This is a genomic window from Streptomyces sp. NPDC048496 (assembly GCF_043200055.1).
In the GTDB taxonomy this organism is placed as follows: domain Bacteria; phylum Actinomycetota; class Actinomycetes; order Streptomycetales; family Streptomycetaceae; genus Streptomyces.
The window spans coordinates 95,434-114,442 of record NZ_JBICXB010000010.1; the positions used below are offsets into that span (position 1 = coordinate 95,434).

Annotated in this window: 17 protein-coding genes and 1 pseudogene; 6 read left to right on the forward strand and 12 right to left on the reverse strand. The window is 70.6% G+C overall.

All coding sequences use genetic code 11. The features are described 5' to 3' along the window. Positions 1-353 precede the first annotated feature (353 nt). The 3 genes from ACGFSA_RS13455 to ACGFSA_RS13465 all read right to left on the reverse strand — a co-directional run bounded on the left by ACGFSA_RS13455 (position 354) and on the right by ACGFSA_RS13465 (position 3,287). Entirely contained in the window at positions 354-1,232 is an 879-nt protein-coding gene (locus ACGFSA_RS13455) for a PhzF family phenazine biosynthesis protein (protein ID WP_393303627.1), read from the reverse strand. A gap of 179 nt (positions 1,233-1,411) precedes the next feature. Then, a complete protein-coding gene (locus ACGFSA_RS13460) occupies positions 1,412-2,185 on the reverse strand; it encodes an SDR family oxidoreductase (RefSeq protein ID WP_393303629.1) in 774 nt (257 codons plus the stop codon). A 100-nt stretch (positions 2,186-2,285) separates the two neighbouring features. Beyond that, positions 2,286-3,287: a Gfo/Idh/MocA family protein gene (locus ACGFSA_RS13465; RefSeq protein ID WP_393303631.1), complete on the reverse strand. Its 1,002-nt coding sequence runs from the start codon at positions 3,285-3,287 to the stop codon at positions 2,286-2,288. A 79-nt stretch (positions 3,288-3,366) separates the two neighbouring features. Here ACGFSA_RS13465 and ACGFSA_RS13470 point away from each other — a divergent pair, with 79 nt between their 5' ends. Then, positions 3,367-4,674 (forward strand): multidrug effflux MFS transporter, encoded by a 1,308-nt coding sequence (locus ACGFSA_RS13470; protein ID WP_393303633.1) that lies wholly within the window; start codon positions 3,367-3,369, stop codon positions 4,672-4,674. Between the two features lie 257 nt (positions 4,675-4,931). Here the strand turns inward: ACGFSA_RS13470 and ACGFSA_RS13475 are convergent, their stop codons facing one another. Next, positions 4,932-6,260 carry a hypothetical protein gene (locus ACGFSA_RS13475; protein WP_393303635.1) on the reverse strand — a complete coding sequence of 443 codons (1,329 nt, stop codon included), beginning with the start codon at positions 6,258-6,260 and terminating at the stop codon, positions 4,932-4,934. A gap of 187 nt (positions 6,261-6,447) precedes the next feature. On the opposite strand from ACGFSA_RS13475, the gene ACGFSA_RS13480 reads away from it, so the two are divergent. After that, positions 6,448-7,449: a small ribosomal subunit Rsm22 family protein gene (locus ACGFSA_RS13480; protein WP_393303637.1), complete on the forward strand. Its 1,002-nt coding sequence runs from the start codon at positions 6,448-6,450 to the stop codon at positions 7,447-7,449. Here ACGFSA_RS13480 and ddaH read toward each other — a convergent pair. Continuing rightward, on the reverse strand, positions 7,446-8,294 hold the full coding sequence (gene ddaH, locus ACGFSA_RS13485) for a dimethylargininase (protein ID WP_393303754.1): 849 nt from the start codon (positions 8,292-8,294) through the stop codon (positions 7,446-7,448). The two genes, ACGFSA_RS13480 and ddaH, sit on opposite strands and share 4 nt — an antisense overlap. Positions 8,295-8,773: 479 nt before the next feature. Here ddaH and ACGFSA_RS13490 point away from each other — a divergent pair, with 479 nt between their 5' ends. Beyond that, positions 8,774-9,520, forward strand: coding sequence for a bifunctional DNA primase/polymerase (locus ACGFSA_RS13490; protein ID WP_393303639.1), 747 nt, complete (start codon positions 8,774-8,776; stop codon positions 9,518-9,520). Between the two features lie 97 nt (positions 9,521-9,617). Here ACGFSA_RS13490 and ACGFSA_RS13495 read toward each other — a convergent pair whose 3' ends face one another. From ACGFSA_RS13495 to efeO, 4 genes are read right to left on the reverse strand one after another with little or no spacing between them, the layout of a single operon-like run. After that, positions 9,618-10,553: a hypothetical protein gene (locus ACGFSA_RS13495; RefSeq protein WP_393303641.1), complete on the reverse strand. Its 936-nt coding sequence runs from the start codon at positions 10,551-10,553 to the stop codon at positions 9,618-9,620. Further along, positions 10,486-11,457 carry an iron uptake transporter permease EfeU gene (efeU, locus tag ACGFSA_RS13500; RefSeq protein WP_393303643.1) on the reverse strand — a complete coding sequence of 324 codons (972 nt, stop codon included), beginning with the start codon at positions 11,455-11,457 and terminating at the stop codon, positions 10,486-10,488. Before efeU ends, ACGFSA_RS13495 begins: the two co-directional genes overlap by 68 nt. Positions 11,458-11,490: 33 nt before the next feature. Then, the gene (gene efeB / locus ACGFSA_RS13505) at positions 11,491-12,786 is read right to left on the reverse strand and encodes an iron uptake transporter deferrochelatase/peroxidase subunit (protein WP_393303645.1); all 1,296 of its coding nucleotides are present in this window, start codon (positions 12,784-12,786) and stop codon (positions 11,491-11,493) included. A 20-nt stretch (positions 12,787-12,806) separates the two neighbouring features. Then, complete coding sequence (gene efeO, locus ACGFSA_RS13510) at positions 12,807-13,943, reverse strand: iron uptake system protein EfeO (RefSeq protein WP_393303647.1); 1,137 nt, start codon at positions 13,941-13,943, stop codon at positions 12,807-12,809. A gap of 443 nt (positions 13,944-14,386) precedes the next feature. On the opposite strand from efeO, the gene ACGFSA_RS13515 reads away from it, so the two are divergent. Next, positions 14,387-15,058, forward strand: coding sequence for a PhzF family phenazine biosynthesis protein (locus ACGFSA_RS13515; protein ID WP_393303649.1), 672 nt, complete (start codon positions 14,387-14,389; stop codon positions 15,056-15,058). 323 nt (positions 15,059-15,381) lie between these two features. Here the strand turns inward: ACGFSA_RS13515 and map are convergent, their stop codons facing one another. Next, positions 15,382-16,239: a type I methionyl aminopeptidase gene (gene map / locus ACGFSA_RS13520; RefSeq protein ID WP_393303651.1), complete on the reverse strand. Its 858-nt coding sequence runs from the start codon at positions 16,237-16,239 to the stop codon at positions 15,382-15,384. A 58-nt stretch (positions 16,240-16,297) separates the two neighbouring features. Here map and ACGFSA_RS13525 point away from each other — a divergent pair, with 58 nt between their 5' ends. Continuing rightward, positions 16,298-16,528 carry a hypothetical protein gene (locus ACGFSA_RS13525; RefSeq protein ID WP_393303756.1) on the forward strand — a complete coding sequence of 77 codons (231 nt, stop codon included), beginning with the start codon at positions 16,298-16,300 and terminating at the stop codon, positions 16,526-16,528. A 35-nt stretch (positions 16,529-16,563) separates the two neighbouring features. On the opposite strand, the gene ACGFSA_RS13530 is transcribed toward ACGFSA_RS13525, so the two are convergent. Then, entirely contained in the window at positions 16,564-17,889 is a 1,326-nt protein-coding gene (locus tag ACGFSA_RS13530; protein WP_393303653.1) for an MFS transporter, read from the reverse strand. Positions 17,890-17,954: 65 nt separating this feature from the next. Then, positions 17,955-18,188 (reverse strand): annotated as a pseudogene (locus tag ACGFSA_RS13535) (hypothetical protein); the annotation flags it as partial. 98 nt (positions 18,189-18,286) lie between these two features. On the opposite strand from ACGFSA_RS13535, the gene npdG reads away from it, so the two are divergent. Continuing rightward, on the forward strand, positions 18,287-18,997 hold the full coding sequence (gene npdG / locus ACGFSA_RS13540) for an NADPH-dependent F420 reductase (RefSeq protein WP_393303655.1): 711 nt from the start codon (positions 18,287-18,289) through the stop codon (positions 18,995-18,997). Positions 18,998-19,009: the final 12 nt, after the last annotated feature.

Consider the following 19,009-nt stretch of genomic DNA (forward strand, 5'->3'; position numbering starts at 1 on the left):
GCTCCCGACGCACTGGGACTCTTCCCCCAAGCTCTCGGCTTCGCTCGCGCGGGGAGGGGCCCCCTTCGGCGTTCTCGTCGGTCACCGACGCTCCGCGTCGATTCCCTCCTCCGCCTCGCCATCGAAGCCGCACGACGCTGCTCGCTGATCCACTCCCCGCCGTGGGGGAGGCCGTTACAGCTGGGGTGGTCGGCCTCTCAAGGGCTGCCCCGTATTCCCCGGCGGGCGCACGACGACAGCTACGGCACCCCAGGTCGTCGAAACGCCGACCGCGGGCCGGGCGCGGGCTTCGGCGCCGCCCACGCCCGGCGCACCCCTCGGTGACGTCAGCAGTCCGGCCGCGGCCCGGTTGCTTACTCCGCCACGGGGATACGCGTTCCCGTGCCGCTCACCCGCACCCGCGCGTCGCCCGCGCGCAGTTCGACCGCGAGCGTGCCGGGGCGGCCCATGTCCTGGCCCTGGTGGAGGGTGAGGACCGCGGCGTCCGGAACCAGCTCCAGCTCGCGCAGGTACGCGCCGAATGCGGCCGCCGCCGCACCCGTCGCCGGGTCCTCGACCACACCGCCGACCGGGAACGGGTCGCGGACGTGGAAGACGGTCGCCGACTCGCGCCACACCAGCTGGACCGTGGTCAGGTCGAGCCGGTGCATCAGCGCTTCGAGGCGGGCGAAGCCGTAGTCGAGGTCGGCGAGGCGCTCCCGGCTTCCGGCGGCCAGCACCAGATGACGGGCGCCCGCATAGGCGATTCGTGGCGGCAGGGCCGGGTCCAGGTCGTGGGCCGGCCAGTCCAGGGCGGCCAGCGCCTCGGCCAGGTCGTCCGGGGCGATATCCATGACGTGCGGTTCGACGCTCGTGAGGGTGGCGCGGAGTTCGGTGCCGTCCTGGGCGACGGTGACCGGGACCGTACCCGCCTGAGTGGTGAACACCAGGTCGCCGGGGCCGTTGCGCTCGGCGAGGGCGATGGCTGTCGCGACGGTGGCATGGCCGCAGAACGGGACTTCGGCCTTCGGGCTGAAGTAGCGGATCGTGTATCCGCGACCGCCTGATTCACCCGAAGTGCCCGGTCCGGTCAGGAATGCCGACTCGCTGTAGCCGAGCTCCGCCGCGATCGCGAGCATCGCCGTGTCGTCGAGACCGGACGCGTCGAGGACGACCCCCGCCGGATTGCCGCCCTGCGGGTCGGTGGAGAAGGCGGTGTAGCGCAGGATCTCGGTTCCTGAAATCTCACTCATGACGCTGCTCAACCCTGCCGCGGTCCAGGACATTCCCGCCCGGGGCGGGAATGCGCCCCGGACCCCGGCCCACGGGCCCAGTGACAGTTCTCGACGCCGGTACTCCTCTCCGTCCGGGAGCGGGAGTCCAGGAACGTGCCGCTCGGCTCGGCTCGGTCGGCGGCGCGCGCAAGGAATCGTCAGCCCCGGCCCACGTACGGCATCGTCGTCGCCAGGACCGTCGCGAACTGCACGTTGGCTTCCAGCGGCACCTCCGCCATGTGCACCACCGTCCGGGCCACGTCCGCCACTGCCATCACCGGCTCCACCGCCAGTTCGCCATTGGCCTGGAGGATGCCGGTCTGCATCCGCTCCGTCATCTCCGTGGCTGCGTTCCCGATGTCGATCTGGCCGCAGGCGATCCGGTACGGACGGCCGTCCAGCGACAGCGACTTCGTCAGCCCGGTCATCGCGTGCTTGGTCGCCGTGTACGCCACCGAGTGGGGGCGCGGCGCATGTGCGGAGACCGAGCCGTTGTTGATGATCCGGCCGCCCTGCGGGTCCTGCTCCTTCATCTGCCGGTACGCCGCCTGCGCGCACAGGAAGGCCCCGGTCAGGTTCACATCGACGACCGTGCGCCAGTCCTCGTAGGAGAGCTCCTCGACCGGGACGGAGCGCGGGCCGAACGTGCCCGCGTTGTTGAACAGCAGGTCGACCCGGCCGGTCCACTTCCGTACGGAGGAGAAGAGCGCGTCCACGTCCTCGGGGCGGGAGACGTCGGCGGGAACGGTGATCGCCCGGGCATCCGGCCCGGCCAGTTCCCCGGTCTCGGCCAGGCGTTCGGGGCGGCGGCCGGCGAGCGCCACCGACCAGCCGGCGCCCGTCAGGGCGAGAGCCACCGCGCGGCCGATCCCGGAGCCCGCGCCCGTGACGACGGCCGTCCTCGCAGCAGGATTCAACAGTTTGTTGCTCATGACGCCGCAGCGTACGCCTTTCGCCTCAAGAGTCGCCGCGGGGCGGCCGGTTCGGGCTCCCAGGGCCTCACGCCTGCGTGAAGTCCGGCCTCCGTCCCGGTCAGCCGATACCGTCCGCCGGGTAGCGGACGCCGATGCGGTCACGTACCGCATCGAGCGTCCGCATCACCGCCAGCGATCCGTCCAGCGGCACCAGCGGCGACTCCGTCTCACCCGCCCGCAGCGCGCGCAGGACCTCCGCCTGCTCGAACTGCATCCCGCGGAGCCCGTCGCCCACGGTCCCCGCGGTGAACTCCTGCGGGTAGTGACCCTCCCGGTGCAGCACGAACCGCTCCGGGTAGAAGAAACCGCGCGGGAAGTCGATCCGCCCCCTGGTGCCCGTGACCGACGCGGTCTGCGGGGTGTCGGCGGTGACCGAACAGCTCAGCAGTGCCGTGGCCCCCGACTCCCAGCCCAGCAGCATGCCGGTGTTCAGATCGACGCCCTCGGGGGAGAGCAGCGCGTCGGCCTGGACACGGTCCGGCTCACCCAGCAGCAGATGCGCGAACGACACCGGGTACACCCCGAGGTCCAGCAGCGCGCCGCCGCCCAGCGCCCGGTCCCGCAGCCGGTGGTCCGGGCCGAACGGACCCGCGAGCCCGAAGTCGGCCTGCACGGTACGGATGTCACCGATGGCGCCGTCGGCGATCAGTGCGGTCAGCCGCCGGACGACCGGGTTGCAGTACGTCCACATCGCCTCCATAAGGAAGAGGCCACGGTCCCGGGCGAGCGCCACGAGCTCCTCCGCCTCCCGGGAATTGAGGGTGAACGCCTTCTCGCACAGCACGTGCTTCCCTGCCTCCAGACAGAGCGCGGTGGCCTCCCGGTGCGCGGAGTGCGGCGTGGCCACGTACACCACGTCGACCTCGTCGTCGGCGGCGAGCTCGGCCCAGCTGCCGTACGCCTTCGGTATGCCGAACCGTTCGGCGAACGCTTTCGCCGACGTGTCCGTACGGGATGCCACGGCGACCACTTCCGTGTCGGGCATTGCCTGCAGGTCAGCGGTGAAGGTCGCGGCGATGCCACCCGTAGCCAGCACGCCCCAACGCACGGTCCTGCTCATGCCTGCCCCCAGGAAAAGGTCTCGACCACTCCGGCTGAGCTGAGAGCATAGAGGCGGATTCAACTATTTGGAGATGAGAATGCCGGAGACCGGCGTGAGCCGAGCTCAGCACGCAGACATATCGAATGCCACAGCCGGGACCGGGACCGGCTGGGGCACCGGTGCCGGGCCCGCCGCCACCGCCGCGGCCCGCCGCACCGCACTCCTCGTCACCCTCGTCCTCGGCGGTCTCACCGCACTTCCGCCGCTCTCCATGGACATGTACCTGCCGGCGCTGCCGGCGGTCACCGACGCCCTGCACGCCCCCGCGGCCACCGTCCAGCTCACCCTCACCGCCTGCCTCGCCGGAATGGCGCTCGGCCAGGTCGTCGTCGGACCGATGAGCGACCGTTGGGGCAGGCGCCGGCCGCTGCTCCTCGGCATGGCGGTCTACGTACTCGCCACCGCGATCTGCGTCTTCGCGCCCACCGCGGAACTCCTCATCGGCTTCCGCCTCCTGCAGGGCCTGGCCGGCGCGGCCGGCATCGTCATCGCCCGGGCCGTCGTCCGTGACATGTACGACGGCGTGGAGATGGCCAGGTTCTTCTCCACCCTGATGCTGATCTCCGGCGTCGCACCGATCGTCGCGCCGCTGATCGGCGGACAGGTGCTGCGGTTCACCGACTGGCGGGGCATCTTCGCCGTCCTCACCGTCGTCGGCGTCGTGCTCACCCTCGTCGTCTGGAAGTGGCTGCACGAGACGCTGCCGCCGGAGGAACGGCACACAGGCGGGATCGGCGATGCGCTGCGCACCATGCGCGGGCTCCTCGGCGACCGGGTCTTCACCGGTTACATGATCGCGGGCAGCCTCGCCTTCGCCGCGCTCTTCGCCTATGTCAGTGCCTCGCCGTTCGTGGTCCAGGAAATCTACGGTGCCTCGCCGCAGACCTTCAGCCTGCTCTTCGGTATCAACTCGATCGGCCTGATCACCGTCGGCCAGATCAACGGCAAGCTGCTGGTGGGCCGGATCAGCCTGGACAAGGCGCTCGGCTTCGGGCTCGGCGTCATCGTCCTTGCCGCGGTCGCGCTGCTGCTGATGACGTCCGGGGTTTTCGGCGAGGTCGGTCTGATACCGGTCGCCGCCGGGCTCTTCGTCCTGATGTCGGCGATGGGGCTCGCGATGCCGAACACCAATGCCCAGGCGCTCATGCGTACCAAGCACGCAGCGGGTTCCGCCTCGGCGCTGCTCGGCACGTCGTCGTTCCTGATCGGGGCCGCCGCCTCACCGCTGGTCGGGATCGCGGGGGAGGAGACGGCCGTCCCGATGGCGGTAGTCCAGGTGGTGTGCGCGGTCGGCGCGATGGCCTGCTTCCTGGCCCTGTGTCGACCCTGGCAACGGCAGTCGTAGAAGCTCGGGAACGACCCCGGAGTGTCCGGCGGATCACGGCCGGGGCCGCGACGCCCTAACGGGTGTCCCGTAATCCCTGGCGGGACACCCCTTAGAGCCTGTCGGGCGACCTCTGATCGGGCGGTCACGGCGTGGCACGCACGCTTCCGGCGTTGCCGAAATGCCCTAGTAGCTCCGCTACGAGGCCATCCCGGCGCCTTGGAATCGCACGCACCACGCCGCGTCCGCTCTCCGATCGAAGGTCACCCGACAGGCTCTTAGCGGGGCGCGCGCGGATAGCCGAGCAGATGCAGCCGGTCCAGCTCGTCCGTCCACCGGAACACGCCGACGCCTGCCTCCGCCTCCGTGCCCGGCAGCCGCACATTGGACGGCAGCCCCTCCGGGGTCCCCGTGACGACATCGACGGCGAACGGGCGGCCGCCGCCGTTCAGGGCGTCCGTCGCGTTGCGCACGTTCGTCGCGCCGTACGCGATGCCCTCGTCCGTGACGGAGGCCAGCGTCAGCCGCTTCGAACCGTCCGGCGCCTCCAGGCAGAAACCCTTCTTCGCCGTCAGGTCGAAAGCGAGGTTCCCGGCCACCAGATAGCCCCCCGAGGGCGACATGACGGCCTGCGGGTACTGGCCCGGCTTGATGGCCACCTTGTTGCACTCCACCGTGGCCACCGGTTTCCCCGTCTCCGCGTCGTGCACCGCCCACAGGTCATGGGTCTGCGCCAGGTTCTGCCCCTTGGCGAGCTGCCACTTGGCCAGCACCCAGCCGGGGGCCACGGTCGTCGGGATCCCGCTGGTGCGGTCGGTGTTCTTCGGGGCGACGTTCCGGCTGAACCAGCCGCCCTGCACCCAGAACTCCCGTGCCCCGCTCACCAGCAGGCCCTTCTTCGTCAGTCCGAACACCTCGGTGAGCTGCTTGCAGGACGGGCAGTCCTTCGGGTACTTCAGCGCCGAGGGAGCGATCTTCGAGATCTGTCCGGTCGCCGGGTCGACCACCACACTGGTCGTCCGACCGTCGCTGATCAGGATGTCGGGGCCGGAGGCGATCACGCTCGGTGCGGAGGACCACGGCACCTCGACGCGTCGCCGGGCGCCGTCCTTCACCTCGTACACATCGAGGGAGACGATCGTGTCGGCCGGGGTCAGCGCGTTCACGCCGACCTTTCCGTACGTCCAGGTGACGAAGTACTCCACGTCGTTCTTGGTGACCAGGAGCAGCTTCGGGGAGTGCTTCGAGGCCGGCGGCCGCCAGTTCTCGCCCTTCCAGCCCGCCCTCCCGGTCTCCGAGTCGATGGTCTCCAGCCGGTACTGGTGGTCGGCGACCCGCAGCAGATAGCCGAGGCGTCCCGTGGTCCGGGAGATCGCGTAGTCGGGGGAGGCGTTGACGAGCTCCCAGCCGCTTTGCGTGGTGTACGCGGGAGGAACCGTGAGCTGTGTCGCCGGGCCGGGACCCGTGGACGTCAGCACCGGTTTCGCCGGCTTGTCGGCGCCCTTCCGGTCCTGGCTGCCCCCGGCACCGCACGTGGCCAGCAGAAGCAGCAGAGCGAGCACGAGCACCCCGGCGACCAGAGTCAGGCGCACGATCTTCTGTCTCATGGTCCCCTCCGATGAGCAATCCTGGCGTCGCGCCGGTCAGCGTAGCAACTGGCCAGGATTTACCGGCAGTTCGGATCCGGCGCTGTTCCGCGAAGGTCCCGTGCCGGGCGACGGGGCGCGGGACGGGACAGACACCGGCCGGGGAACGGCCGGGGAACAACCGGTCGTATCCGCCTACAATTCGTCGGTGAACGTCACCCTCTCCACCGCGGAAGCCCTGCGCACGGCGCTGGCCGGACTCCTCGACGGGCTGCCGCCCAAGCAGGCCGCGCAGGCCGTCGACCGGCTCATCGCCAACTACCGGGGGACCACCCCCACCGATGCCCCGGTGCTCCGCGACCGCTCGGACGTCGCCGCGTACGCCGCGTACCGCATGCCCGCGACCTTCGAAGCGGTACGGTCCGCCCTCGCCGCCCTCCGTGAGGCCGCTCCGGAGTGGACGCCCGCCACGCACACCGATATCGGCGGCGGCACGGGTGCGGCGAGCTGGGCCGTCGCCGGGGCCTGGGAAGGCCAGCGGACCACCGTCCTGGACTGGGCCGAGCCCGCGCTCACCCTCGGCCGCGAGCTCGCCGAGGCCTCCGGCATCGAGGCCCTGCGCACCGCCGAGTGGCGGCGGGCCCGGATCGGTGCAGGACTGGAGCTCGACCCCACGGACCTGGTGACCATCAGCTACGTACTCAAGGAACTGACGGCGCAGGCGCGCACCGGGCTGGTCGACACCGCGGCGGCAGCCGCACAGGCCGTCGTGATCGTCGAGCCCGGCACCCCCGACGGTTACGCCCGCGTCATCGAGGCCCGCGACCGGCTGATCGCCGCCGGACTGACGGTTGCCGCCCCGTGCCCGCACAGCGACGCGTGCCCGATCGAGCCGGGCACCGACTGGTGCCACTTCTCGGCCCGGGTCAGCCGCTCCTCGCTGCACCGGCAGGTGAAGGGCGGCTCGCTGCCGTACGAGGACGAGAAGTTCAGCTATGTCGTGGCGACCCGCTTCGCCACCGAACCGGTACGCGCCCGGGTCACCCGCAAGCCGCAGATCCGCAAGGGGCAGGTGCTGCTGGACCTGTGCACCCGCGACGAGGCTCTGCAGCGCTCCACGGTCACCAAGCGGCACGGCGAGCTGTACCGGGCCGCCCGGGACATCGCGTGGGGCGACGCCTGGCCGCCGCCCCACGGCGAGGGTGACTAGTACCCCTGGCTCCGCAGCTCCTGCGTGCAGCACTTCACGCTGCCGCCGCCCTTGAGCAGCTCGCTCAGGTCCATCGGGACCGGTTCGAAACCGCGCGCCCGGAGCGGGTCGAAGAGGCCCGCGGCGCCCTGCGGCACCAGCACGTGGAGCCCGTCGCTGACGGAGTTCAGGCCGAACGCGGCGGCGTCCGCCTCCTCGGCGATCAGTGCGTCGGGGAAGAGCCGCCGCAGCACCGACCGGCTGCCCGGCGAGAACGCGCCCGGGTAGTACATGATCTCGTCGCCCGCCTCGTCGAGCACGCAGAGGGCCGTGTCCAGGTGGTAGTAGCGCGGGTCCACCAGATCGAGGCCGATCACCGGCCGGCCGAAGAACTCCTGCGCCTCGTCGTGCGAGAGCGGACTGGACCGGAAGCCGCGTCCGGCCAGGAGGTACGAGGAGGTGACCGCGAAGTCGCCCTCGCCCTCGTTGACGTGGTCCGGCTCATGGATCTCGGTGAAGCCGTGGTCCCGGAACCAGTCCCGGTGCGCCTCCGCCTCCGCGTACCGCTCCTGGTAGGCGAACCGGGCGCCCAGCACCCGCCCGTCGACGACGGTGGCGCCGTTCGCGGCGAAGACCATGTCGGGCAGATCGGGGCGCGGGGTGAGCAGCTCGACGGTGTGGCCGAGCGCACGGTAGCGGTCGCGCAGGTCCTCCCACTGGGCCTGCGCCAGCGGCAGATCGACCGGCTTGGTCGGGTCCATCCACGGGTTGATGGAGTAGGTGACCTTGAAGTGGGCCGGGGCGCACATCAGGTAGCGGCGCGGCGTGGCTGTACGGGGCGCCGGAGCAGTGGCTTCGCGGGGCAGGGGGACGGCGGCTTCACGAAGCGATGAGGATGTGGCTTCACGGGGCAATGAGGGCTCCTCACGGACGGCAGGGGTTGCCTGCAGGGTGCCGGGGCTCGCACGGGTCTGTGCGTGAGCTCATGGTGCGCCGTTCGGAGCTACCGCGCAGTGAACCGATCGGGTGGTTCCGCGGGATGCTCCGTAACGTCTATGGAGAGATACGGAGACGATACGTCTCGCCTCGTTCCGCTGCTGCCGTGACGGGCAAACGCGGACGCGCTCGTCGACTACGCCCTGCACGGTCTGGTCGCCCGCTGAGTCGCGCCGCGCGACACAGGCACCCCGAGCCGGCCACAGCCACGCCTGTCATTTTCGGACAAAAGATTGCAAAGAGCCCTGCTCGGGGCGTCAGTCGACGCCCCCGCTTCAGGACTCTGGCCACCCGGGGCGCAGGATGGTGGGACCATAGGGGCAGGGGCAACGCTGAGGTAAGGGGATAGATGGGCGCCGATTTCGGCCGTTCTCGCGGCACAGAGAGCAAGTTTTCCCAATGGCTGCGCCGGCGACCCAAACCGCAGCAGCGCGCGGTCGACGACACCGCCCGGGAGGCGCTGCTCCTGGCCGTCGCCGAGGCCGGAATGCCGATCGCGCCCGCCGCCCACCCGATCGGCTACCGATGTTCGTGCGAACGCATCGGCTGTCCCACTCCCGCCAGGCACCCCGTCTCCTTCGCCTGGCAGACGCAGTCCACCACCGACCGTGCCCAGATCGAGCGCTGGGCCCGCAGTCAGCCGCAGGCCAACTTCATCACCGCGACCGGCATGATCCATGACGTCCTCGACGTGCCGTTGACCGCGGGCAGTCAGGCACTGGAGCGGCTCATCACCGCGGGTATCGACGTCGGCCCGGTGGCCGTGTCCGGCGAGGACCGGATGCTCTTCTTCACCGCCACCCGCGGCACCCCCGAGGACGAGGACGAGTGGTGGCCCTGCGAGCTGGACTGCCACCCCGAGACCATGGACGAGCATCCGGGACTGCGCTGGCACTGCCGCGGCAGCTATGTGCTCCTGCCGCCCGCCCTGCTCCCCGGTGAGCTGGACGTGCACTGGGTCCGCGGGCCGGAGAACCCGCTGCCGGACCCACTGACGCTGCTGGAGACGCTCACCGACGCCTGCGCGCAGTACGCCGATGCGGCGGATCAGAGCGATTTCGACCACGGGTCGGTGGCCTGGCCGCTCGGTCGCTGAAGCCGGAGCGCGGGGTCAGACGAGCCCCGCGCCCCCGTCTCCCGGCTCACGGTCACCGGATCACGGGCACGGCTCCCGGGCCCACAGCGTTACGGCGTCACGAGCCCTTTGCCGCCGTGAGTCCCGGCAGCCGGCTCAGCATGATCACCTTGGCGCCGTTCGCGGCGCCCTTCTTCGGGACATACACCAGCTGGCTGGAGACGCGCTCCTTGGTGAGGGTGGTCTTCACCTCACCGGTCAGCAGCGCCTGCACATCCGCGTTGACCGGCGGACGCAGTCCCTTCGCCGCGGTCTGCTGCTCGAAGTGCTTGCTGCTGAAGAAGACCAGCGCCCCGCCGTCCTTGGTCTCCAGGCCGAGCGGACCGAACGCACCGCTGTCCAGCGGCTGGTCGATGTACTGGTACGAGAAGCCCGCGCGGCGGGTGGTCCTGCGCGCGTCCCGCCAGCCCGAGGTGGCGACCCCGGGGGCGAACAGGTCCGGCACGCCCTTCTGCAGATACTCCGTGTACTGGGTGCCCAAGTCCTTGGGCGCCACGGAGAGTTCACTGCTGTCCGTGGCCACCGGCCGGGCCCGCCCGTCGCCGTCCTTCGCGAAGGCGGGCACCGCGGCGGGCGCCACGACCGACAGATAGGCGGCCCGCCACCCGGCGTCGGGGCCGGACCGCAGGAAGACGATCAGCCAGCGGGTGTCCTGCTTCCCGCTGTCCTGGTCGCGGTTGGAATCGGTGTCCGCGACGAACCAGCGCGGCCAGCCTGCCTTCTTCGGGATGACATAGGTGGCGTCGGTCAGCTCCAACGGCCTCTGGCCGGCATTGCCGCCGGGGTTGTTCTTCTGCCGCGCCTTCAGGCCGGCCTGGTTGATCGCGCCGAGCGAACCGGTCACCCGGTCCGCGTCGAGCGCGGGATCGTAGGCCTTGTCCGCCGCGTTGTACGCGGCGGTGAAGTCCGCGAGGGCCTTCGCGGCCTCAGACTTCGTCGCCGCCGGTACGACTTCCAGCTCGCCGTGCACCGTCACGCACGCGCTCGCCGTCATGCTCAGCACTGTCGCTGCCGCGAGCCCCGTCGCCAGCCGAATCGGCCTCAGGCTTCTCATCCGTTGCTTTCTGCGCCTTCTGATCCGTCGCCCCCACTGACCGTCCGAACCCTACCGGGGCCAGGAACAGTGCGAGCGTGGGGATCAGATACAGCGCCCACACCGTGACTTGAAGAACGGTCGGGTCGGGCTGGAAGTTGAAGGTGCCCTTCAGCAGCGTGCCGTACCAGCTGTCCGGCGGAATCGTGGCGCTGATGTCGAACGCCCGGTTGTGGATACCGCCCAGGAACTCGGCCTCCTGCAGGTCGTGGACGCCGTACGCGAGCACACCCGCCGCGACGACCACCAGCATGCCGCCGGTCCAGGTGAAGAACTTCGCCAGATTGATCTTCAGCGCACCGCGGTAGAACAGCCAGCCCAGCACCACGGCGGCGGCGATCCCGAGGAACGCGCCGATCATCGGGTGCCAGCCGTCGCCCGCGGCGTGCACCGCGCGCCAGACGAACAGCGAGGTCTCGAGCCCCTCCCGGCCGACCGCGAGCAGCGCCGTCGCGACGAGCGCCCCGGTGCCCATCGCGAGCGCCGCGTCCAGCTTGCCGTGCAGCTCCTTCTTCAGATGCCGCGCGGTGCGCCGCATCCAGAACACCATCCAGGTGACCAGACCCACGGAGATGACCGACAGTGAACCGCCGAGCGCCTCCTGCGCCTTGAACGTCATCTCCTGCGAGCCGAATTCGAGACCGGCGCCGAACGCCAGGCTGACGACGACCGCGATGCCGACACCGACCCAGATCGGCAGCAGTTTGCTCTTGTTGCCGGTCTTCACCAGATAGGCGATGAGGATACAGACGACCAGGCTCGCCTCAAGGCCTTCGCGCAGGCCGATCAGGAAGTTGCTGAACACGTTTCGGTTCTCCTTTGTCCGCTTCGAGTCCCGTTACGAGAACAGCGCCCGGCCCCACCAGTCGTCCTTGTCGCGGACGCCCGGCGGGACGGCGAAGTGCGCCGAACCCACGTGCTGGATGTACTCGTTGAGTGCGTCGTGTGCCGCGAGGCGGCGCTGCAGCGGGATGAACGCCTTACGGACATCGCGCTGGTAGGCGAGGAAGAACAGCCCGGCGTCGAGCCGGCCCAGACCGTCCGTACCGTCCGTGAAGGAGTAGCCGCGGCGCAGGATCGTCGCACCGTCGTTGCTGTCCGGGTGGGCGAGCCGCACATGGGCGGTCGGCAGCATCGCCTTGAGGAACGGCTCGTCACGCTCCTTCGCCTTGCCCACCGGGGCGCCCTCGCCCTTGTCCCGGCCGAAGACGTCTTCCTGCTCCTGGAGCCCGGTCCGGTCCCAGGTCTCGATGTGCATGCGGATGCGCCGGGCCACCAGGTACGAACCCCCGGTCATCCAGCCCGCGTTGTCCTTCTCGCCGACCCACACATGCTTGTCCAGGGCCGCGGTGTCGGTGCCGGAGATGTTCCGGGTGCCGTCCTTGAAGCCCATCATGTTGCGCGGGGTCTGGGCGTCGGGCGTCGTCGAGGACGTCTTGCCGAAGCCCAGCTGCGACCAGCGGATCGCGGTGCGGCCCATGCCGATCCTGGCGAGGTTGCGGATGGCGTGCACCGCGACCTGCGGGTCGTCCGCACACGCCTGGACGCACAGGTCGCCGCCGCTGCGGGCCGCATCGAGATTGTCGCGGGGGAACTTCGGCAGATCGACGAGCGCCTCCGGGCGCCGGTCCTCAAGACCGAAGCGCCCCTTGGCGAACAGCGAGGGACCGAAGCCGATGGTGAGGGTGAGCCGGGACGGCTTGAGCCCCAGCGCCTCGCCCGTGTCGTCCGGCGGTGCTTCGGCGAGACCGCCGTACGCTCCGTCGCCGACCGCATGACCGGCCGTCATCCGCTCGGCCGCCCGCGTCCACTCCTTGAGCAGCGCGATCAGCTCGGCCCGGTCCTTCGTCGTCACGTCGAACGCGGCGAAGTGCAGCCTGTCCTGGACGGCGGTGGCGATACCGGCCTGGTGCACACCGTGGAACGGCACCGCGGCGCCGCTGTCCGCGGCCGGCACGGTATCGCTCTTCGTGCGCACCGCGGCGACAGCGCCACCGGCCGCGACCGCGCCGAGCGCCAGCCCGGCACCGCCCCAGCCGAGCAGGGCGCGGCGGGACGGAGCGCGGTCACCGGTGCCGGGGGCGGCCCCCTCGGTGGTGTCCGCGCCGGCGGTGTTCTGGGTCTCCTTGGACATGCCTGGTGCCTCCCCGTCCGTTACTTCGTCACCGCGGCAGCGAGCTGCGACAGCGGCTCGGCCAGGGCGTTGACGGCGTCCGAGAGTTCCTTGCGGTCCGCCTTGCCGACCTTCTCGTACGAGGTGAACTCGTAGGAGGTCTTGTCCGCGCGGTACTTGTCCAGCAGCGTGTTCAACGAAGCGAACTGCTTGTCCAGGGAGGCGGTCAGCGCCGGGTCGTTCTTCGACGCGATCGGCTTCAGCAGCTCGTACGACTTCTGCGCACCTTCGACGTTGCCCTTGAAGTCGATCAGGTCGGTGTGGCTGTAGCGCTCCTCCTCACCGGTGACCTTGCCGGTGGCTACCTCGTCGAGGAGCTCCTTGGCGCCGTTGGCCATCGAGGTCGGGGTGATCTCCGCCGTGCCGACCCGCTTCTGCCAGTCGAGCAGGTCCTTGTAGAGGACCGGGGCGAGAGCCTTCTCCTCGGCGCCGAGCTTCTTGTCGTGCCACAGCGCCTTTTCCAGCCGGTGCCAGCCGGTCCACTTCTGTCCGGCCTCCAGGCCGTCCTCGCGGAGGTCGACCTTCGGGTCGATGTCACCGAAGGACTCGGCGACCGGCTCGGTGCGCTCCCAGCCGATGCGGGACTCGGCGTACGCCTTCTTCGCGGCCTCGACGTCACCGGCGGCGACGGCGTCCGTGAAGACCTTTGCCTTCGGCAGGGTCTCGTCGGCCTGCGCCTGCACATAGGTGCGGAACTCGGTGACGGCCTTGTCCATCTCGGGGCTGCGCTTGGCCGCGGCGCCGCCGGTGACCTCGATCTTCTGCCGGTAGCCGGCGCCCTTCATGCCGGGCTTGCAGACGATGTCGTAGGAGCCGGTCTTGACCTCGGCCGTGATGGTGGCCTTGGTGCCGGGGCCGATGTTCTCGCGCTCGGCGGCGATGCGGGCATCCGGGAAGAGCAGGTAGACCTCGGTGACCTTGGAGCCCTTGTTCTCGACGGCCAGTTCGACGTGGCCGGCCGGGAGCTTCTTCTTGGACACCGTGCAGGAGTCGTCCTTCGCGACGACGCTCAGAGCGCCCTCGCCCTTGCCGTCACTCTTCTCGGCGCAGCCCGTGACGGCGGTCAGGGCTGCCACGGTGGCGGCAGCGGTGACTACGGAGAGACGAACGGCTCGCATACGGGCTCCACACAGGCAGAAGAGAGAACGGACTTGAACTGGACAAAGGCAGGGCAGGTGAGGCGAACCTAACTTAACCTAGGCTTACCTGACTGATGCCCACTCGTGCAGTGATTCAGCTCTCACTTGGGGCGTGGGGGAACGAGGTGATCACGGGCCTCCCATGGGCGACCCAAGAAAAGGTCAAGCAAGGGTCAAGCGGTCGGGTTCCGTTTCGGTGTGCAGGCCGAGAGCGGCGGCCGGCTTGTCGAGCAGCGGCGGGGCGCACTGCACCGGCGCCCGGGCCCGTTCGCCCCGGACGGCGCGGACGGCGATCGCCCTCGACAGGGCCGCCGAACTCCGGACTCCACAGGAGTCTTGGGCTCCTCGGGTGTCTCGGCCCGGCAGCCTGCCGGTCCGGCCCTGCGACGCGGCCGGCGCCTGCGCGGTGCTTGAATGCGCACGTGAATGACTTCGACGTACCCGCGGGCATCGACGTACTGCGGGTGTTCTGCGGCCCCGACGGCCGGCACGGCAACGCCCTCGGGGTCGTACGCGACGGGAGTGCGTACCCCGACGAGGCGTCCCGGCAGGCGCTCGCCGGACAACTCGGTTTCAGCGAGACCGTGTTCGTCGACGACCCCGAGCGGGGGCACATCGACATCTACACGCCGGGACTCCGGCTGCCCTTTGCCGGGCATCCGCTCGTCGGCACCGCCTGGCTGCTCGATCTGGAGATTCTGGAACTGCCGGTCGGGGAGATCTTCGCCCGCCAGGACGGTGAGTTCACCTGGATCACCGCACGCCCCGAGTGGGCGCCGCCGCGCACGCTGGAGCGCTACGCATCCGTCACCGAGGTCGAGGCGCTGACCGGACCGCCGCCCGGGGAGGGCTGGCTCTACGTCTGGGCGTGGGAGGACGAGGCGGCGGGGCGGGTCAGGGCGCGGGCGTTCCCGCGGCGCGACGACCGGATCGTGGAGGACGAAGCGACGGGCGCCGCGGCGCTGCTGCTCAGCGCGCAGCTGGGCCGCGCCCTCAACATCACCCAGGGGTGCGGCTCCCAGATCCTCACCGCACCCGCACCGGACGGCACGGTGGAGATCGGGGGCCGCGTCCTGCTGTCCACCCGCGGCTGAGAGCCTGTCGGGTGACCTTCGATCGGAAAGCGGACGCGGTCTGGTGCGTGCGATTCCAAGGCGCTGGGATGGCCTTGTAGCGGAGCTACTAGGGCATTTTGGCAACGCGGGAAGCGTGCGTGCCAGGGCGTGGCCGCCCGATCAGAGGTCACCCGACAGGCTCTGAGCGTCCGGCGGATCCTGGCCGGGACTTGGAGGAGCTCAGGCCGCTCACGTCTGCCGGGCGGGAGAACGCAGACCTCCGGGTCGCCGCGCGCTGGGCGGGAACGCCTCTCCCAGCTCCCGGAACACCGCCGCCCGGCGGGAAAGATCGCGTACGAGGGCTACGGAAGGGTGAGGATCTCCGCGCCCGTCTCCGTCACCACCAGCGTGTGCTCGAACTGGGCGGTGCGCTTGCGGTCCTTCGTCACCACGGTCCAGCCGTCGTCCCACATGTCGTACTGGTGCGTCCCGAGCGTCAGCATCGGCTCGATGGTGAAGGTCATGCCGGGCTGCATCACGGTGGTCGCGTGCGGGCTGTCGTAGTGCGGAATGATCAGGCCGGAGTGGAACGAGGAATTGATCCCGTGCCCGGTGAAGTCCCGGACCACGCCGTACCCGAAGCGCTTGGCGTACGACTCGATGACCCGTCCTATCACATTGATCTGGCGCCCGGGGCGGACCGCCTTGATGGCCCGGTTCAGGGATTCCTCGGTGCGCTCCACGAGCAGCCGGGACTCGTCGTCCACATCGCCGCAGAGGTAGGTGGCGTTGTTGTCGCCGTGCACACCGTTGATGTACGCGGTGACGTCGAGGTTCACGATGTCGCCGTCGCGCAGCACCGTGGAGTCCGGGATGCCGTGGCAGATGACCTCGTTGAGCGACGAGCAGAGCGACTTGGGGAAGCCGCGGTAGCCGAGCGTCGACGGGTAGGCGCCGTGATCGCACATGAACTCGTGGGCGACCCGGTCGAGTTCGTCCGTCGTCACACCCGGGGCGATGTGCTTCGCGGCCTCCGCCATCGCCTGCGCGGCGATCCGCCCCGCGATGCGCATGCGCTCGACGGTGTCGGCGTCCTGGATCTCCGGGCCGGTGTACGGGGTGGGAGCGGGCTTGCCCACGTACTCGGGGCGCCGGATGTTTCCGGGTACGGAACGGATGGGAGTGATCTCCCCTGGTACGAGGAGCGACTGGCCAGACATATCAGCGAGTCTAACCAGCGTGCTTGGGGCAGCATGGCCCCGAGGAAAGGAGTCGATGATGGCCCTGTTCAAGAAGCGCACGGTCGGCAAGCCGGGCGAGTGGTACTACTGCCTGGAGCACAAGAAGGTCGAGGAAGGTCCGGAGTGCCCGGCGAAGGACCGGTTCGGGCCGTACACCTCGCCCGAGGAGGCCCGGCACGCCATGGAGACGGCGCAGGAGCGGAACCTGGAGTGGGAGAACGACCCCAAATGGCACGACCGCTCCAAGCCCCCGGAGGCCGACGCGTAGGCCCGGCCCCGGGGCTCCGCCCCGGACGCCGTTTCTCACGCGCCGGAGGGGCTTGACTGTCCGGACGCCGGGTGACCGGATGCTTTCGCCTGCCGCCGCCGTTCGGCGTCCTCGTCCGTCCCGGAGTCGTACGTGAGCAGCTTCGGCAGCGCCGCCGCCAGCAGCGCGACCGAGGCCACGCACGCCACCCCGCCCGACCAGATCGCCGAGCGGGTGCCCGTCCAGCCCGCCATCGCGCCCGCCCGCACCTGACCCAGTTGCGGCCCGACGCTGTACGACAGCACCTCGATGCCCGCCAGCCGCCCGCGCAACTCCTCCGGGATGGTCTGGTTCCAGATCGTGGAGCGGCCGAGCCCGCTGAGCATGTCGCCCGCGCCCGCCGCCGCCAGGCAGCCCAGCACCAGCCACACATTGCTGAACCATCCTGCCGCGGCGATCGCCAGCCCCCAGGCGGCCGCACCGAAGACCACGAACAGCCCGTGCCGCCGCACCCGTGAGGTCCAGCCGCTCGTCAGCCCCAGCACCAGGGACCCGACCGACCCCGCCGCGTACATCAGCCCCAGCGACCACTCGGCGTGCAGCTCGTCCGCGAGGAACGGGAAGATCGTGTTCGGGAAGGCGAAGAACATCGCGGCCAGATCGATCGCGTACGTCCCCAGCAGCACCGGCCGGCTCCACGCGTACCGCGCGCCCTCCGCGATCCCGCGCAGCGACGGCTTCCGCGCGTGCTCGGCGGGCGGTGCGGGCGCCAGCCGCAGACACAGCAGCACGGAGAGGGCGAACGTGACCACCGTGACCGCGTACGCCGTGGCGTGCCCGGCATAGGCCACCACCAGACCGGCCACCGCCGGGCCCGTGATCGCGCCGAACTGCCAGCGCAGCGAGTTCAGCGCGGCGGCCGCTGTGAGCTGGTCGTGCGGCACGATCCTGGCCATCAGCGAGTCCAGCGCGGGCCGCTGCAGCCCGGCGAGCGCGGAGACGCCGCCCGCGACGAGATAGAGCGGCCAGAGCGCGGGGTCGGGCAGCGCGGCATTCGCCAGGAGGACGACGGCGAGCAGCCCCAGCCCCGCCTCGGTGCCCAGGATCACCTTGCGGCGGTCCGCGGAGTCGGCCAGTGCCCCGCCGTACAGACCGAAGACGACCAGCGGCACCAGCTCGACCGCACCCATCGCGCCGACGGCGAGCGGCGAACCGGTGAGCTCCTTGATCTGGAGCGGCAGCGCGATCAGCGCCATGAAGCTGCCGAAGTAGGTGATCAGGCCCTGGACCCACAGCAGTCGGAAGTCGGCCGAGGACCGCCAGGGCGAGAGGTCGGGCAGCAGCGCGGAGAGCCGGGCGGGCAGGGCGGAGGCGGAGGTCACGAAGGGTCATGGTCCGGTGCCGTACGTGCCGCCTGCAACCGGTTTTGGCCGCGGTGCGCGGCCCTTCACCACCTCGGTGGCGGCGGCGCGGTCAGCTGGTCGGCGAGCCGGGACAGCCGGTCCCGGAAGCCGCGCCGACCGCGCGGCGCCGGGGCGCTGTTCTCGCCGGCCGCCGCGCTCACCAGATGCTGCACGGTGTCCAGGTCCACATCGTCGGTGCCGGTCACCGCGAGCGTCTCATGGGCCAGTCCTCCCACCTCCGGGTCGCCGTCGTCCAGCGACAGCACCGTCGCCCCCGAACCAGCCGAACGGGGCCCTGACGGCCTCCCCCGAGTGACGGATGTCGCAGGAGGTCGACCTGGCCTTCCCTTCCCGAGCGGGCAGTAATGTCGGCGCCATGACTACGAACGACAGTGGCAGCGCGCCCAAGCCCCCTGCCAAGGACCCCTGGGACCTTCCCGACGTATCCGGGCTGACCGTCGGTGTGCTCGGCGGCACCGGTCCGCAGGGCCGCGGGCTCGCCTACCGGTTCGCCCGCGCCGGGCAGAAGGTGATCATCGGCTCGCGCGTCGCCGACCGCGCCCGGGCCGCCGCCGACGAGCTGGGCCTCGGCGTCGAGGGCGCGGACAACGCCGACTGCGCCCGGCGCAGCGACGTCGTGATCGTCGCCGTGCCGTGGGAAGGCCACGCCAAGACCCTGGAGTCGCTGCGCGAGGAGCTCGCCGGGAAGCTCGTCATCGACTGTGTCAACCCGCTCGGCTTCGACAAGCAGGGCGCGTACGCCCTGAAGCCCGAGGAGGGCAGCGCCGCCGAGCAGGCCGCCGCCCTGCTGCCCGGTTCCCGGGTCACCGCCGCCTTCCACCACCTCTCGGCGGTACTGCTCCAGGACGAGGCGATCGAGGAGATCGACACCGATGTGCTGGTGCTGGGCGAGGCCCGCGCCGACACCGACCTCGTCCAGGCGCTCGCCGGCCGGATCCCCGGCATGCGCGGCATCTTCGCGGGCCGGCTGCGGGGCGCCCACCAGGTCGAATCGCTCGTCGCCAACCTGATCTCGGTCAACCGCCGCTACAAGGCGCACGCGGGCCTGCGTACCACCGACGTCTGAGCCGGCGGACGC

What these genes read in the sequence shown, in the direction of transcription:
- ACGFSA_RS13470 (WP_393303633.1), top strand. Translation starts at nt 3,367, where the DNA reads ATGCCGGAGACCGGCGTGAGCCGAGCTCAGCACGCAGACATATCGAAT.
- ACGFSA_RS13475 (WP_393303635.1), bottom strand. Translation starts at nt 6,260, where the DNA reads ATGAGACAGAAGATCGTGCGCCTGACTCTGGTCGCCGGGGTGCTCGTG.
- ACGFSA_RS13460 (WP_393303629.1), bottom strand. Translation starts at nt 2,185, where the DNA reads ATGAGCAACAAACTGTTGAATCCTGCTGCGAGGACGGCCGTCGTCACG.
- map (WP_393303651.1), bottom strand. Translation starts at nt 16,239, where the DNA reads ATGTCTGGCCAGTCGCTCCTCGTACCAGGGGAGATCACTCCCATCCGT.
- efeO (WP_393303647.1), bottom strand. Translation starts at nt 13,943, where the DNA reads ATGCGAGCCGTTCGTCTCTCCGTAGTCACCGCTGCCGCCACCGTGGCA.
- ACGFSA_RS13465 (WP_393303631.1), bottom strand. Translation starts at nt 3,287, where the DNA reads ATGAGCAGGACCGTGCGTTGGGGCGTGCTGGCTACGGGTGGCATCGCC.
- efeB (WP_393303645.1), bottom strand. Translation starts at nt 12,786, where the DNA reads ATGTCCAAGGAGACCCAGAACACCGCCGGCGCGGACACCACCGAGGGG.
- npdG (WP_393303655.1), top strand. Translation starts at nt 18,287, where the DNA reads ATGACTACGAACGACAGTGGCAGCGCGCCCAAGCCCCCTGCCAAGGAC.
- ACGFSA_RS13490 (WP_393303639.1), top strand. Translation starts at nt 8,774, where the DNA reads ATGGGCGCCGATTTCGGCCGTTCTCGCGGCACAGAGAGCAAGTTTTCC.
- ACGFSA_RS13455 (WP_393303627.1), bottom strand. Translation starts at nt 1,232, where the DNA reads ATGAGTGAGATTTCAGGAACCGAGATCCTGCGCTACACCGCCTTCTCC.
- ACGFSA_RS13495 (WP_393303641.1), bottom strand. Translation starts at nt 10,553, where the DNA reads ATGACGGCGAGCGCGTGCGTGACGGTGCACGGCGAGCTGGAAGTCGTA.
- ACGFSA_RS13525 (WP_393303756.1), top strand. Translation starts at nt 16,298, where the DNA reads ATGGCCCTGTTCAAGAAGCGCACGGTCGGCAAGCCGGGCGAGTGGTAC.